This is a genomic window from Pseudomonas sp. LBUM1673 (genome assembly GCF_059695645.1).
This window is the reverse complement of record NZ_CP166780.1, coordinates 4,422,175-4,438,379: the sequence shown is the minus strand read 5'-3', so window position 1 is coordinate 4,438,379 and position 16,205 is coordinate 4,422,175. Positions and strand designations below refer to the sequence as shown.

Genomic DNA, 16,205 nt, shown 5'->3' with positions numbered 1-16,205 from the left:
ACAGGGAATGCATTTCAAATGTGGGAGCGAGCCTGCTCGCGAATGGCCGCACCTCGGTCTATAGCGAAGCCAGTTCGGTTTCAGCTTCCACGGCTTTCACCGCCTTCAACTGCCGCATCTGCTCACAGCCCCACAACACCCGCTCCGGGGTCGCCGGTGCGTCGATTTTCGGTTGATGCTGGTAGTCGCCCAAACTGGCCACGGCGTCCTTGATCGCGCACCACGCGGCGATGCCGAGCATGAACGGCGGCTCACCCACGGCCTTGGAATGGAACACCGTGTCTTCCGGGTTCTTGCGGTTTTCCACCAGCTTCACCCGCAGGTCCAGTGGCATGTCGGCCACTGCCGGGATCTTGTAGCTGGCCGGGCCGTTGGTCATCAGTTTGCCTTTGTTGTTCCACACCAGTTCTTCCATGGTCAGCCAGCCCATGCCCTGGATGAAACCACCCTCGACCTGACCGATATCGATCGCCGGGTTCAGCGAGTCGCCGACGTCGTGGAGGATATCGGTGCGCAGCATCTTGTACTCGCCGGTCAGGGTGTCGACGATCACCTCGGCGCAGGCCGCGCCGAAGGCGTAGTAGTAGAACGGCCGACCACGGGCCTGACTGCGGTCGTAGTAGATTTTCGGGGTCTTGTAGAAGCCGGTGCTCGACAGCGACACCTGGGCGAAATATGCCTGCTGGATCAGTGATTCAAACGTCAGAATGTGATCGCGAACCCGCACGTGACCGTTGTGGAATTCCACGTCTTCTTCACTGACCTTGTATTGCCGCGCGGCGAATTCCACCAGGCGTTTCTTGATGATTTCTGCCGCGTTTTGCGCCGCTTTACCATTGAGGTCGGCACCGCTCGAAGCAGCGGTTGGCGAAGTGTTCGGGACCTTGTCGGTGTTGGTCGCGGTGATCTGCACGCGGTCCATTTCCACCTGGAATACTTCAGCCACAACCTGCGCGACTTTGGTGTTCAGGCCCTGGCCCATTTCGGTGCCGCCATGGTTCAGGTGGATGCTGCCGTCGGTGTAGACGTGGATCAGCGCACCGGCCTGGTTGAGGAAGCTGGCGGTGAAGGAAATGCCGAATTTCACCGGGGTCAGCGCCAGGCCTTTTTTCAGGATCGGGCTGTTGGCGTTGTAGCGACGAATCGCTTCGCGGCGCTCGGCGTACTGGCTGCTTTCTTCCAGTTCGGCGGTCATTTCCTCGAGCATGTTGTGCTCGACGGTCTGGTAGTAATGGGTGACGTTGCGCTCGGTCTTGCCATAGTAATTGGCCTTGCGCACAGCCAACGGATCGAGGCCCAGATGGCGGGCAATCGCGTCCATCACTTCTTCGATGGCGACCATCCCTTGCGGGCCGCCGAAGCCACGGTAAGCGGTGTTCGACGCGGTGTTGGTCTTGCAGCGGTGACCGTTGATGGTCGCATCGCCCAGGTAGTACGAGTTGTCGGCATGGAACATTGCACGGTCAACAATTGACGCCGAGAGGTCCGGCGAGCAACCGCAATTCCCGGCCAGCTCCAGCGCTATGCCGTGCAGGCGACCGGTGCTGTCGAAGCCCACGTCGTATTCGACGTAAAACGGGTGACGCTTGCCGGTCATCAGCATGTCTTCAACCCGCGGCAGGCGCATTTTGGTTGGCTGGCCGGTCAGGTGTGCGATCACCGCGCACAGGCACGCCGGGCTTGCGGCCTGGGTTTCCTTGCCGCCGAAACCACCGCCCATGCGGCGCATGTCGACGACGATTTTGTTCATAGACACATCGAGCACTTCGGCCACCAGTTTCTGCACTTCGGTGGGGTTCTGCGTCGAGCAGTAGACGATCATGCCGCCGTCTTCGGTCGGCATTACTGAAGAGATTTGTGTTTCGAGGTAGAAGTGCTCCTGGCCACCGATGTGCAGCGTGCCTTGAATGCGATGTTCGGCAGTGGCCAAAGCAGTGGCCGAATCGCCGCGCTGATGGGTGTGGCTGTCGAGTACGAAGTGGCGCTTGCGCAACGCTTCGACCACGTCCAGCACCGGTTCGAGATCCTCGTATTCGATGATCGCGGCCATGGCGGCTTTGCGCGCGGTTTCCAGGTCTTTTGCCGCGACAGCGAGTACTGGCTGACCGACGAATTGCACGTCATCGATGGCCAGCAGCGGATCGCCCGGCAACAGTGGACCGATGTCTTTCAGGCCTGGCACATCTTCGTGGGTAATAGCGATGCGCACGCCTTCGAAGGCGTAGCAGGGTTTGGTGTCGATGCTGATGATTTTCGCGTGGGCGCGGTCCGACAGTCGTGCGTAAACGTGCAGCTGATTGGGGAATTCCAGCCGATCGTCGATGTACTGCGCTTCGCCGGACACGTGCTTGTCGGCGCTGTCGTGCTTGACGCTGCGGCCGACACCGGTAGTCAGGTCCTTGGCGAACAATTCAGCCAGTTCGGCTTGGGTCTTCTCTACGGCGTGATGATTAGACATAAGCGGTCACCCGAGTCTCGATGTGCGGTGTTTGCAGTTCGATGAAGTATTTACGCAGCAGGTTCTGTGCGCTGAGCAGGCGGTATTCCTTGCTGGCGCGGAAGTCCGAGAGTGGCGTGAAATCTTCGGCCAATGCAGCGCAGGCGCGTTCGACAGTGGCGTGATTCCATTGGGCTGCGAGGAGTGCAGCTTCGCAGTTTTTCGCGCGTTTCGGGATCGCCGCCATGCCGCCGAAAGCAACGCGGACGTCGGCGATTACGCCATTGTCGATACGCAGGTTGAAGGCGGCGCAGACCGCGGAAATGTCATCGTCCAGACGCTTGGAAACCTTATAGGCGCGGAACAGTTGTTCGTCGCTGGCACGCGGCACGATGATTTTCTCGATGAACTCGCTTTCCTGACGGGCGGTGACCCGGTAATCGATGAAGTAATCTTCCAGGGCCATGGTGCGGCGAGTCTCGCCTTTGCACAGGACGATCTGTGCGCCAAGGGCGATCAGCAGCGGTGGCGAGTCACCGATCGGCGAGGCGTTGCCGATGTTGCCGCCGAGAGTGCCCTGGTTGCGGATCTGCAAAGAGGCGAAGCGTTGCAGCAACTCACCGAAGTCCGGGTACTCGGCCTTCAAGGCGTCATAGCAGTCGGAGAGGGCGGTGGCGGCGCCGATTTCCAGGCGATCGTCGAACACTTCGATGCGCTTCATCTCGGCGACGTTGCCGACATAAATCATCACCGGCAGGGTGCGGTGCAATTGTGTGACTTCCAGCGCCAGGTCGGTGCCGCCGGCCAGCAGGCGGGCCTGTGGATAAGCGTCGTAGAGGTCGGCCAGATCAGCCACGGTCAGCGGCACCAGGCAGCGTTTGTCGCCACTGTTAAGTTCGCCGATGTCGGTGGGAGCGATGGCTTTAAGACGAGCAATGGTGTCCACTTCTCGCGCGTCGAATTGGTCGGGTTGTTTGCCGCAGCAAGATTGTTCGGCGGCGGCCAGAATCGGGCGATAACCGGTGCAGCGGCAAAGGTTGCCGGCCAGGGCTTCGTGGGCTTTATGGGAATCCGGTTGGTCGCTGTTCTTTTGCAGGGCGAACAACGACATGACAAAGCCCGGGGTGCAGAAACCGCACTGCGAGCCATGGCACTCGACCATGGCTTTCTGCACGCTGTGCAGCTCGCCCTTGTGCTTGAGGTCTTCGACGCTGATCAGTTGCTTGCCGTGCAGCGACGAAACAAAAGTCAGGCAAGAGTTGAGGCTGCGATAGCGAATGTGTTCGCGGCCGTCTTCGTCCGTCTGCAACTCGCCGACCACCACAGTGCAGGCGCCACAGTCACCACTGGCGCAGCCTTCTTTGGTGCCGGGTTTGCCCACATGGTCGCGCAGGTAATTGAGCACGGTCAGGTTCGGGTCCAGGGCGTGCTCGCTACGGAGTTCCTGGTTTAATAAAAACTGGATCACGGAAGGCCTCGCAAACTCATTATTGTTGTTAACCGACATGAGCCGAATTTATCAGGTCTGACTTTCCGGTCAATGATTTTCTGACTTAAAGGTCAGGAAATGGCATTTTGTCGATCAACGACTCGTTCCTTCATTATTGACCCTCACGGGATAGCCTGCTTTTTGCTTGAATCGTGCCAAAAACCGCTGGGTGGGCACTCCGCCATGACCCATCAATTGCGCTACACTGCGCCGCTTGTGCAGATCGAAGAGTTTGAAGGACAACCATGACGTTCAAGGCGCCGGACAGCCTCGCCGAGCAAATCGCTCACCACCTCGCCGAACGTATCATTCGCGGCGAAATGAAGCCGGGGGAGCGCATCCAGGAACAGAAGGTCACGCTGGCCCTCAATGTCAGCCGCGGTTCAGTCCGTGAGGCTTTGCTGATCCTCGAGCGCCGCCACTTGATCGCGATTTTGCCGCGACGTGGCGCCCACGTGACCGAACTCACGGCGCACAAGGTGCAGAGCCTGTGCACGCTGATGAGCGAGTTGTACATTCTGCTCGGCAACGCTGTGGCCAGCGGCTGGCAAGTCCAGGCCGACATGGCGCCGTTCGTGCAGATCCAGCAGCGCCTGACCGCCAGCTACGAGCGCCAGGACATCCGCACATTCGTCGACGACAGCTTCAGTGTGATGCGCGCCGCGTATCCGTTCGCCAACAACCCGTACTTGCAGGAAACCGTCGAGAATTTGCAGCCGGCCATGAGCCGTGCGTATTTCCTCGCCCTGGACCAGCGCAAGGCCTCGATGAGCGAGTTCCTGGAACTGTTCGAACGTTTACTCGCCGCCGTGCTGGCCCGTGACTTTGCGCAGATCCGCGTGGTGCTGACGGCGTATGCCCAGCGCAGTTGCGATCTGGTAGTTTCTGCCCTGACGGTCGCTTAAGCGTGCGGCTCAAGTGCATCAAGCTGGCGGGGTTCAAATCCTTCGTCGACCCGACCACGGTGAACTTCCCCAGTAACATGGCGGCAGTGGTCGGGCCCAATGGCTGCGGCAAGTCGAACATCATCGACGCCGTGCGTTGGGTGATGGGCGAGAGCTCGGCCAAGAATTTGCGCGGCGAGTCGATGACCGACGTCATCTTCAACGGCTCGACCAGCCGTAAACCGGTGAGCCAGGCGAGCATCGAACTGGTGTTCGATAACTCCGACGGCACCCTGCTCGGCGAATGGGCTGCCTATGCGGAAATTTCCATTCGCCGCAAAGTGACCCGCGACAGCCAGACCACCTACTACCTCAACGGCGCCAAATGCCGCCGCCGCGATATCACCGACATCTTTCTGGGTACTGGCCTCGGCCCGCGCAGCTATTCGATTATCGAGCAGGGGATGATCTCCAAGCTGATCGAGTCCAAGCCCGAAGACCTGCGCAATTTCATCGAAGAAGCCGCCGGTATTTCCAAGTACAAGGAGCGTCGGCGCGAAACCGAAAACCGCATCCGCCGCACCCACGAAAACCTTGCCCGCCTGACCGACCTGCGCGAAGAGCTCGAGCGTCAGCTTGAACGCTTGCACCGCCAGGCCGAGGCCGCCAAGAAGTATCAGGAATACAAGGGCGAAGAGCGTCAGCTCAAGGCCCAGCTGTCGGCCCTGCGCTGGCAGGCGTTGAACGAACAGGTCGGCCAGCGCGAAGCGATCATCGGCACTCAGGAAGTTACGTTCGAAGCCCTGGTGGCCGAGCAGCGCAATGCCGATGCGGCCATCGAACGCCTGCGTGACGGGCATCACGACCTGTCTGAACGCTTCAATCTGGTGCAGGGGCGCTTCTATTCGGTCGGTGGCGATATCGCCCGGGTCGAACAGAGCATCCAGCACGGTCAGCAGCGCTTGCGTCAGTTGCAGGACGACCTGAAAGAAGCCGAGCGCGCGCGGCTGGAAACCGAGTCGCACTTGGGCCACGACCGCACCTTGCTGCTGACTTTGGGCGAAGAGCTGGACATGCTCACGCCGGAGCAGGAAGTCACCAGCGCCGCCGCCGAAGAAGCCGCTGCGGCGCTGGAAGAATCCGAAACCACCATGCACGGCTGGCAGGAGCAGTGGGACACTTTCAACCTCACCGCCGCCGAGCCACGCCGCCAGGCTGAAGTTCAGCAGTCGCGAATCCAGCAGCTTGAAACCAGCATGGAACGTTTGGCCGATCGCCAGAAGCGCCTTGGCGAAGAGCGTGCGTTGCTGTCGGCGGACCCGGAAGACGCGGCGATCATGGAGCTCAGCGAGCAGTTGGCCGCGAGTGAAGCGACGCTGGAAGATTTACAGGCCAGTGAAGAAGCGCAGGTCGAGCGCCTTGAGCAACTGCGTCAGGAATTGCAGCAAGCCCTGCAAAATCAGCAGCAAGCCCAAGGCGATTTGCAGCGGCTCAACGGGCGGCTGGCTTCGTTGGAAGCCTTGCAGCAAGCCGCCCTCGATCCGGGTACCGGCACCGCCGAATGGCTGCGCGAACAAAATCTGGCGGATCGCCCGCGTCTGGCCGAAGGCCTGAAGGTCGAGGCCGGTTGGGAGTTGGCGGTGGAAACCGTGCTCGGCGCTGACCTGCAAGCGGTGCTGGTGGATGACTTCGGTGGCTTCGATCTGGCCGGGTTTTCTCAAGGCGATTTACGCTTGATCAGCCCGGCCAGCGATGGCGTGCGTGTGCCCGGCAGCTTGCTCGACAAGGTCGAAGCACAGATCGATTTGTCGCCCTGGCTGGGTCAGGTGAAACCGGTCGACAGCCTTGAACAGGCCTTGGCCTTGCGCGGGCAATTGGCCGCCGGTCAAAGCCTGATCAGCCGCGACGGTTACTGGGTCGGTCGACATTTCCTGCGCGTGCGCCGCGCCAGCGAAGCAGAAAGCGGCGTACTCGCCCGTGGCCAGGAAATCCAGCGTTTGGGCCTCGAACGCGAAGAGCGCGAAGCCACGGTCGAAACCCTCGAAACCCAATTGCAAAACCTGCGGGCACAACAGCGTCAGCAGGAAAACGGCCGCGAACATTTGCGCCGTCTGCTGCAAGATGAAGCCCGACAGCAGGGTGAATTGAAAGCCCAGTTGTCTGCCGGCAAAGCCAAGGTCGAGCAGTTGACCCTGCGCCGCACCCGTCTCGACGAAGAACTCACCGAGTTGAGCGAGCAGCGCGAGCTGGAACACGAAAACATCGGCGAAGCGCGCCTGCAATTGCAGGAAGCCCTCGACAGCATGGCGCTGGACACCGAACAGCGCGAGTTACTGCTGGCCCAGCGCGACAGCCTGCGCGAGCGCCTTGACCGGGTACGTCAGGAAGCCCGGCAGCACAAGGACCATGCGCATCAACTGGCGGTGCGCCTGGGCTCGCTCAAAGCGCAACACGACTCCACTCGTCAGGCCCTCGAGCGATTGGAAATGCAGTCCGAGCGCCTGACCGAGAAGCGTGAACAGTTGAGCCTCAACCTCGAAGAGGGCGAGGCGCCGCTGGAAGAACTGCGGCTGAAGCTTGAAGAATTGCTCGACAAGCGCATGACGGTTGACGAAGAACTCAAGACCGCGCAAATGGCCATGGAAGATGCCGACCGCGAACTGCGTGACGCCGAAAAACGCCGTAACCAGGCCGAACAACAATCGCAATTGATTCGCGGCCAGATGGAAACGCAGCGCATGGAATGGCAAGCCCTGACTGTGCGTCGCAAGGCCCTTGAAGATCAACTGCTGGAAGACGGTTACGACCTTCACGGCGTGCTCGCCACGCTGGTGGCCGAAGCCAACGAGAAGGACGCCGAAGAAGAACTCGAACGCATTGCCGCGCGGATTCAACGCCTCGGTGCGATCAACCTCGCGGCCATCGACGAATACCAGCAACAATCCGAGCGTAAACGTTATCTGGATGCTCAGAACGACGATCTGGTGGAAGCGCTGGACACCCTCGAGAACGTGATTCGCAAGATCGACAAGGAAACCCGAAATCGCTTCAAGGATACCTTTGATCAGATCAATGGCGGTTTACAGGCCCTTTTCCCAAAAGTTTTTGGTGGAGGGCGCGCGTATTTGGAACTGACGGGCGAAGATCTACTCGATACAGGGGTAACGATCATGGCGCAGCCGCCAGGAAAGAAGAACAGCACCATCCATTTGCTCTCCGGTGGCGAAAAAGCCCTGACCGCATTGGCCCTGGTATTTGCCATCTTCAAGTTGAATCCGGCGCCGTTCTGCATGCTCGATGAGGTTGATGCGCCATTGGATGACGCTAACGTTGGACGCTACGCGCGGCTGGTCAAAGAGATGTCGCAGACGGTGCAGTTCATCTACATCACCCACAACAAGATCGCCATGGAAATGGCCGATCAACTGATGGGGGTGACGATGCACGAACCGGGGTGCTCGCGTCTGGTGGCAGTGGATGTGGAGGAGGCGATGGCCATGGTGGACGCCTGAGTCATTGCGTGTAGGGCAAGTATTTTTGGTCTGTAGGACTTTTTTACCTGTCTCGACTTGCTGGCCAATCGACATATTCGCGCAAGCCAATGTGACAGACGGTGTAAAGTTGCCTTTGGTCGTGCTAGTTTAATGTCAATTTTTCGTATACGTGGGCAAAACGCCTGTCAGAACATAGAGTTGGCGCCACGTTTTAAAGCGGTTTACGAGTTGTAAACCCCTTATTTTTCAGCATTTTTTATAGAGGCACGGGATTACATGGAAATCGGTCTGCGCGAGTGGCTGATCGTCATCGGCATTATTGTCATTGCCGGTATTCTTTTCGATGGCTGGCGTCGCATGCGCGGCGGCAAGGGAAAACTGAAATTCCGTCTTGACCGAAGTTTGTCCAACCTGCCAGACGAGGACACCAGCGCCGAGCTGTTGGGCCCGCCCCGCGTGCTGGATACCCATAAAGAGCCGCAACTGGACGAGCACGATCTGCCGTCGGTGAGCATGCCTGCCCGTGAACCCCGAGAGTCGGGTTCCAAGCGCGGCAAGCGTGGCCATGGCGAGCCATCGCAAGGCGACTTGAACCTCAACCTGGACCTGGACGGCGGCCCGAGCTTCAACAGCCGTGACGACGATTTCCCGGATGACACCAAGTCCGCCAGCCCGGCCGATAAAGATCAGCCGCAAGCCGAAGAAGTGCTGGTGATCAGTGTGATCTGCCGCGACCCGGCCGGCTTCAAGGGCCCGGCGCTGTTGCAGAACATTCTGGAAAGCGGCCTGCGCTTCGGCGAGATGGATATTTTCCACCGCCACGAAAGCATGGCCGGCAACGGCGAAGTCCTGTTCTCCATGGCCAATGCGGTCAAGCCGGGCGTCTTCGATCTGGATGACATCGATCATTTCAGCACGCCGGCGGTGAGCTTCTTCCTCGGTCTGCCAGGCCCGCGTCATCCGAAGCAGGCCTTCGACGTGATGGTGGCTGCGGCGCGTAAGCTGTCCCAGGAGCTGAACGGCGAACTGAAAGACGATCAGCGCAGCGTGCTGACTGCCCAAACGATTGAGCACTACCGTCAGCGCATCGTCGAGTTCGAGCGTCGCGCCCTGACCCAGAAGCGCTAAATCGAATGACTGGGGCGGGCTTCTGTGGCGAGGGAGCTTGCTCCCGCTGGGTCGCGAAGCGGCCCCCATTCAGGCAACCCCATTTATTCAGACAGACCGTATTCACTGGTTTTACGACTGCTTCGCAGCCGAGCGGGAGCAAGCTCCCTCGCCACAGTGTCTGCAGCGTTAAGCTACCGTATTTAAAAGATTGAGCAGCCTCGGCTGCTCTTTTGCTTTATGAGAGAACACCCATGACCGCCGCCAAAAACCGCATTCTAGAGCTGCGCGCCGAGCTCGATCAGCACAACTATCGCTATCATGTGCTGGACGAGCCGAGTATTCCGGACGCTGAATACGATCGCTTGTTCCACGAACTCAAGGCCCTCGAAGCGGCTCATCCCGAATTGATCACCAGCGACTCGCCGACCCAGCGTGTCGGCAGCGCGGCGTTGTCGGCATTCACTCAGGTACGTCATGAAGTGCCGATGCTCAGCCTTGGCAATGCCTTCGAAGAAACCGACATGCGTGAATTCGATCGCCGGGTGACGGAAGGGCTGGATCTGCCGGTCGGCGACTTGTTCGGCGGTGGCGCAGCGGTGGAGTACAGCTGCGAACCCAAGCTCGATGGCCTGGCGGTCAGTCTGCTGTATCTGGATGGTGTGCTGGTGCGCGGTGCCACCCGCGGCGACGGCACCACTGGTGAAGACATCAGTGTCAACGTGCGCACCGTGCGCAATATCCCGCTCAAGCTGCATGGCACCGGTTGGCCAGCGACCCTGGAAGTACGCGGCGAAGTGTTCATGTCCAAGGCCGGTTTCGAGCGGCTCAACGCCACGCAACTGGAAGTGGGCGGCAAGACCTTCGCCAACCCGCGTAACGCGGCGGCGGGCAGCTTGCGGCAACTGGATTCGAAGATCACAGCCAATCGTCCGCTGGAATTCTGCTGCTACGGCATCGGCCAGATTTCGGCCGATATCGCCGACACGCACATTGGCAATCTGCAGCAACTCAAAGCCTGGGGTATGCCGATCAGTCATGAGCTGAAACTGGCCCAAGGCATTGATGAATGCCTGGATTACTACCGCGACATCGGTGAGCGTCGCAATGCGCTCCAATATGAAATCGACGGCGTGGTGTTCAAGGTCAACAGCATTGCTTCCCAGCGTGAACTAGGTTTCCGCGCTCGCGAGCCGCGCTGGGCGATTGCCCACAAATTCCCGGCCATGGAAGAACTCACCGAACTGCTCGATGTGGAATTCCAGGTTGGTCGCACCGGTGCCGTGACGCCGGTGGCGCGCTTGAAACCGGTCAGGGTCGCAGGCGTCACCGTGGCCAATGCGACCTTGCACAACATGGATGAAGTGGCGCGGCTGGGCCTGATGATCGGCGACACGGTGATCATCCGCCGCGCCGGTGACGTGATTCCGCAAGTGGTGCAAGTGGTCGCTGAACGCCGTCCGGAGAATGCCCGGCCGGTGCAGATTCCCGAGCAGTGCCCGGTCTGTGGCTCTCATGTCGAGCGTACGCAACTGGTCAAGCGCAGCAAGGGCCGTGAGACCATCAGCGAAGGCGCGGTGTATCGCTGCGTCGGCCGTCTGGCCTGCGGTGCGCAGCTCAAGCAAGCGATCATTCACTTTGTCTCGCGCCGCGCCATGGACATCGAAGGGCTGGGCGAGAAGAGCGTCGAGCAACTGGTGGATGAAGGTCTGGTGAGTTCGCCGGCTGATCTCTATGCCCTGACGTTCGAGCAGATCGTCGACCTGGAAGGCTTTGCCGAGCTGTCGAGCAAGAACCTGCTCGGCGCCATCGAAGACAGCAAGCAGCCGAATCTGGCGCGGTTCATCTACGCCTTGGGCATTCCCGATGTCGGCGAAGAGACGGCCAAGGTGCTCGCGCGTTCTCTCGGTTCTCTGGAACGGGTTCAGCAGGCGTTGCCACAGGTGCTCACGTACTTGCCGGATGTCGGGCTGGAAGTGGCTCACGAGATCCACAGCTTCTTTGAAGATGCGCATAACCAGCAGGTGATCCAGGATCTGCTCAAGCACGGTTTACAGATTCAGGATCAGGGCGAGTTGGGCGCCGAGTTCGCCGCCAGTACCACGCTGGGCGGTTTCCTCGACAAGCTGCACATTCCTTCGGTCGGGCCGGGCGGGGCACAGAAACTGGCGGACAAGTTTGGTTCGCTGGAAGGGGTTTTTGGTGCTGATTGGCTGGACATGCGCCAGGCGCTGCCGGAGAAGCAGGCGAACTCGGTGCGTGAGTTTTTTGCGGTCGCAGAAAATCGTCAGCTTGCCGAGGCCGCCGAACAGCAGCTACGCGATTTCGGCATGCATTGGCAGAGCGAGAAAAAAGTCGTCGAAGGGTTGCCGCTGGCCGGGCAGACTTGGGTGCTGACCGGTTCGCTGGAGTTGATGAGTCGTGATGTCGCCAAGGACAAACTTGAAAGCCTCGGTGCTAAGGTGGCCGGTTCCGTGTCGGCCAAGACCCATTGCGTGGTCGCCGGACCGGGTGCGGGCTCGAAGTTGGCCAAGGCCAGTGAACTGGGGTTGAAGGTGCTGGATGAAGAAGCGTTTGTGGCGCGTCTGAAGGAATACAACATCTCGATCTAACAGAGACCTGTGGCGAGGGAGCTTGCTCCCGCTGGACCGCGAAGCGGTCCCCTTGGTTTTTGCGCCTGCTGCGCAGGCGAGCGGGAGCAAGCTCCCTCGCCACAAACACGGAACGATCATGTCTGAGGAGTGATCTAGTCTTGGCAGGCCCCAGGGGAGAGATCGCCATGTACCGCTTTTTCGAACAGCTCACTTCACGTATCGCCACGCCCTTCATGGGTGAGCGTTCGCGCAACAGCAAGGTCTGGCATTGCCGCTGCGGGCAGTCGCTGTTCTTTCGCAACAGCCAGTGCCTGGCTTGCTCGGCGGCGCTGGGTTATCAGCCGCAGCAGAGTCGCTTGTCTTCATTGCAGCCCGGCCCGCAAGCGGATACCTGGTTGCTCGAAGCCGATCCCGATGCGGGTGTGTTCCGTCGGTGTGCCAATCTCGATTCTCCAGCCGCCTGCAACTGGCTGCTGCCGGCCAATGATCATGATGGGTTGTGCATTGCCTGTAGCCTGAATCGCACCATCCCTGACCTGTCGATCCCCGAGAACCACGAGCGCTGGCGCAAAGTGGAAACCGCCAAGCGTCGTCTGGTGGCTCAGTTGATCAGCCTGGGCTTGCAAGTCATCCCAAAAACCGTGGATGAAGAGGCTGGTCTGGCCTTCGACTTCATTGGCATTGACCTCGAAGGCAAGCTGCCGACCACCGGGCACGCCAACGGCCTGATCACTCTCGATATCAAAGAAGCCGACGACGCCCATCGCGAGCAGGTTCGCGTGCAAATGCACGAACCCTATCGCACGCTGCTTGGGCATTTTCGCCATGAGACAGGGCATTACTACTGGGACCGGCTGATCGCCAACAGTGATTGGCTGGAACCGTTCCGCGGCTTGTTCGGTGACGAGCGTGAAAGTTATGCCGAGGCCCTTGAGCGGCATTACCAGCAAGGCGTGCCGCTTGACTGGCAGCAAGATTACGTCAGCGCCTACGCGACCATGCACCCTTGGGAAGACTGGGCCGAAACCTGGGCTCATTACCTGCACATGATGGATGCGGTGGACACCGCGCTGGGGTTTGGCATGAGTGCCCGGGAAATGGATTTCGATTACCAGCCGTTTCCACCCAGCACGCTATTCAGCCCGCAGCACCCCGGCGGCCCGGCGTTCCTGTCGTTCGTCAATGCATGGATCGAACTGGCCGGGATGCTCAACGAGTTGTCACGCAGCATGGGCCAGCCGGATTTCTATCCGTTCGTGCTGCCACCGGCGGTGATCGCCAAGCTGCACTTTATTCATCTGGTGATTCAGCAGGAGGGTGGCAGGGCGGATGAGGTGTTGGCGCAATAAGATCGTGATCTTTTAAGGCCGGCGCATGTCCTTGAAGCGGCTCATATTTTTTAATCCGCCCGAACGGTTGTAACTTCGTCTCAGATAGGTACAATGGCGCGGCTCGCCGTCAGGTGAGCGTCGTTATGGTGACCCCATCGGTCCCCCCGCAACGATCAGCCGTGAACCCGGTCAGGCCTGGAAGGGAGCAGCCGCAGCGGTGACATTGTGTGCCGGGGTGTGGCTGGTGGGGTTGCCTCCATAACGCAACACGAACCCTCTTTCGTGTTTTCTATCTAAAAACTGTTTTGTTTCCCCTGCCATGGAGTTCATCCAGGGCGGTGTTTCGTCGTTTCCGAAATGAAATAAAGAGCGTGATACAAAAGGAGGCCGAGCTGTCGCATTTCGACAGCTCGGCCTCCTTTTTTCATTACTGGCACTAAGGCTTGGACAAGGCCTGGTCAACCGCTGCGATCAGCTTTCCCAGATCCTTCGGGGTGGCTTTGTGTATGACGCTGAACAGGTACGCCCGCTGTTCATCTTCGTCGCCCAGATCTGCGAAAAAGGCTTTCAGCTTCACGCCCAGCACGTCGGCAAGCAGGAACAATGCTTCCACGCTGGGGGTATAGGTGCCGGTTTCGAAGCGGCTGATGGTTTTGGGGTCAAAACCGGTTTTTTCGCCGAGTTCAGCCTGAGTAAGCCCTGCGACCTTGCGGTAGCGTCGGATGGCCAGACCCAAACTTGAAATTTGCATCGCTCAATTCCCATTTAGAATCAAGAACTTAACGATAGATTTTTGTATTAGGCAACTGCATGATTCATCACCTTGCTTTGCAAAATGTGATGCATTTCGTAGAATCCCCGCTTAGAAGGGGCGTTTGGTGATCTGCTTTCTGAAATTTAGGCAATATGAAACAGCCAGCATTGTCCTCCCTTTCCGGGTATGTGGAGAAGCCGTTAGCGGTTTGAAATCCTCGCGGAATGTTACCAAAAGTCGTTGTTGCTACCTTGCCCGAGGCTTTTAAGCTTGGTGTCCAGGGACCATCAAATGCTGTTCATGGAGTGATAACGTGTCTCTGCGCAGTACGTCTCAAAACATCTCTTCCGGGCATCCTGTGCTGGTCGAGCGGTACCACCGCTAGCGACAGTGAGCCTGACTCATGGATGAGAAATACCGCAGGGCCGTGGATGCCGCCGCCATATTTTCCGAGACCGATCTGAACGGCCGGATTACCTACGTCAACGATCAATTCTGCGTCGTGTCCGGCTACAGCCGCGAGGAACTGCTCGGGCAGAACCATCGCCTGCTGAACTCCGGCCTGCACCCCGCCGATTTCTTCGCTGTCATGTGGCGCACCATCGCCCTGGGCAATATCTGGAAGGGCGAAATCTGTAATCGCGCCAAGGATGGCAGCCTGTATTGGGTCGACAGCACCATGGTGCCAGTGCTCGATGATGACACCGGGCGCATTCACCGATACTTGTCGATTCGTTTCGACATCAGCGAAAAACGCCAGTTGCTGCAATCCCTGCAATGGCGGGTCGGGCATGACGTGCTGACCGGGTTGCCCAATCGCGCGTTCCTGTCGGATTTGCTGGATCAGGCGCTGGAATTCTCCCGGCATGAAAACATTCCGTTGGCGGTGTGCATGCTTGACCTCGACGGGTTCAAGGCGGTGAACGACGGCTACGGTCACGCCAGTGGCGATATGTTGCTGGTGGAAGTAGCCAAGCGTTTACGCGACATTGTCCGCGGCGAAGACGTGGTGGCGCGACTGGCCGGTGACGAGTTCGTGTTGGTGTTGCGTTACGTGCGTGATCTGCCGGAATTGCGCGCGGCGCTGGACCGCGTGTTGGGGGCGATCTCGGCGCCATACGTGCTGCACGGCAAGGACATCAATGTGTTTGCCAGTATCGGCGTCACCCTGTTCCCTGACGACAACGAAGATGCCGAAACGCTGCTGCGTCACGCCGATCAGGCAATGTACGTAGCCAAGCAGAGCGGGCGAAACCGCTTTCATCTGTTTGATGTGTCCCGGGATAAAGAGGTCAAGGCCACTCACCAGACCGTCGAGCGGGTGCGTCAGGCGCTGCTCGCCGGTGAATTGCGCCTGCATTTTCAGCCCAAGGTAAACATGCGCCGTGGCGTGGTCGTCGGTTTCGAGGCGTTGTTGCGTTGGGAGCACCCGCAAAACGGCATGGTGCCGCCTCGAGAGTTTTTGCCGCTGGTGGAGGACACGGACCTGATCATCGATATTGGCGAATGGGTGATGGACCAGGTTCTGTCGCAGTTGCACCGTTGGCAACAGGCGGGGCAAGGTTGGCCGGTCAGTATCAATATCGCGGCGCGACATTTTCAGCGCGCAGATTTCGTCGATCGGCTCAGGCACGTGCTCGCTCGACATGCCCAGGTCGCTCCGCAGATGCTCGATCTGGAAATCGTCGAATCGGTGGCGATCGAGAATATCCAGCATGTCAGCGCTTGTTTACAGGCCTGTCAGGCATTGGGGGTGCAGTTTTCGCTGGGTGACTTTGGCACGGGTTACTCGTCCTTGAGTTATCTCAAGCGTTTACGCACCCAAACCATCAAGATCGATAAGTCGTTCGTGCGCGACATTCTGATTGATCGTGACGATCTGGCCCTGACCACGGCGGTGATTAGCCTGGCCCGGGCGTTCGGCCGGCAGGTGATCGCCGAGGGGCTGGAAAGCCTTGAACACGGCGAATTGCTGTTGCGGCTGGGATGCGAGGTCGCTCAAGGCTATTTCATCGCTCGCCCCATGCCACCCGGCGAGGTGGCGGACTGGGTGGCGGGGTTTGTTGTCCCGTCGCAATGGCAGGCACTTGATCAGGCAGGCTGAGCCATCGGCGT

The 16,205-nt window shown here is 59.3% G+C and carries 9 protein-coding genes and 1 other RNA gene; 7 read left to right on the top strand and 3 right to left on the bottom strand.

Annotated features, from left to right (window positions below; all coding sequences use genetic code 11):
• Positions 1–58: 58 nt before the first annotated feature.
• Both xdhB and xdhA read right to left on the bottom strand, forming a co-directional pair.
• Positions 59–2,458 carry a xanthine dehydrogenase molybdopterin binding subunit gene (gene xdhB / locus ACA044_RS20475; protein ID WP_497443010.1) on the bottom strand — a complete coding sequence of 800 codons (2,400 nt, stop codon included), beginning with the start codon at positions 2,456–2,458 and terminating at the stop codon, positions 59–61.
• Positions 2,451–3,905 carry a xanthine dehydrogenase small subunit gene (gene xdhA / locus ACA044_RS20470; protein ID WP_497443009.1) on the bottom strand — a complete coding sequence of 485 codons (1,455 nt, stop codon included), beginning with the start codon at positions 3,903–3,905 and terminating at the stop codon, positions 2,451–2,453. Before xdhA ends, xdhB begins: the two co-directional genes overlap by 8 nt.
• Before the next feature lie 266 nt (positions 3,906–4,171).
• Between xdhA and ACA044_RS20465 the strand changes: the two genes are divergently transcribed.
• From ACA044_RS20465 to ffs, 6 genes are all read left to right on the top strand, one after another.
• Complete coding sequence (locus ACA044_RS20465) at positions 4,172–4,831, top strand: GntR family transcriptional regulator (protein WP_320391235.1); 660 nt, start codon at positions 4,172–4,174, stop codon at positions 4,829–4,831.
• A gap of 2 nt (positions 4,832–4,833) precedes the next feature.
• Positions 4,834–8,322 carry a chromosome segregation protein SMC gene (gene smc, locus ACA044_RS20460; RefSeq protein ID WP_497443008.1) on the top strand — a complete coding sequence of 1,163 codons (3,489 nt, stop codon included), beginning with the start codon at positions 4,834–4,836 and terminating at the stop codon, positions 8,320–8,322.
• 258 nt (positions 8,323–8,580) lie between these two features.
• On the top strand, positions 8,581–9,432 hold the full coding sequence (zipA, locus tag ACA044_RS20455) for a cell division protein ZipA (protein WP_497443007.1): 852 nt from the start codon (positions 8,581–8,583) through the stop codon (positions 9,430–9,432).
• Positions 9,433–9,665: 233 nt separating this feature from the next.
• Positions 9,666–12,023 (top strand): NAD-dependent DNA ligase LigA, encoded by a 2,358-nt coding sequence (gene ligA / locus ACA044_RS20450; protein ID WP_497443006.1) that lies wholly within the window; start codon positions 9,666–9,668, stop codon positions 12,021–12,023.
• Between the two features lie 167 nt (positions 12,024–12,190).
• A complete protein-coding gene (locus ACA044_RS20445; RefSeq protein WP_497443005.1) occupies positions 12,191–13,354 on the top strand; it encodes a zinc-binding metallopeptidase family protein in 1,164 nt (387 codons plus the stop codon).
• A gap of 135 nt (positions 13,355–13,489) precedes the next feature.
• Positions 13,490–13,586: signal recognition particle sRNA small type (gene ffs / locus ACA044_RS20440), an RNA gene on the top strand.
• A 186-nt stretch (positions 13,587–13,772) separates the two neighbouring features.
• Here ffs and ACA044_RS20435 read toward each other — a convergent pair.
• Complete coding sequence (locus ACA044_RS20435) at positions 13,773–14,087, bottom strand: helix-turn-helix domain-containing protein (RefSeq protein ID WP_258696753.1); 315 nt, start codon at positions 14,085–14,087, stop codon at positions 13,773–13,775.
• Between the two features lie 406 nt (positions 14,088–14,493).
• Here ACA044_RS20435 and ACA044_RS20430 point away from each other — a divergent pair, with 406 nt between their 5' ends.
• Positions 14,494–16,194, top strand: a complete 1,701-nt coding sequence (locus ACA044_RS20430; RefSeq protein ID WP_497443004.1) for a putative bifunctional diguanylate cyclase/phosphodiesterase — start codon at positions 14,494–14,496, stop codon at positions 16,192–16,194.
• Positions 16,195–16,205 lie beyond the last annotated feature (11 nt).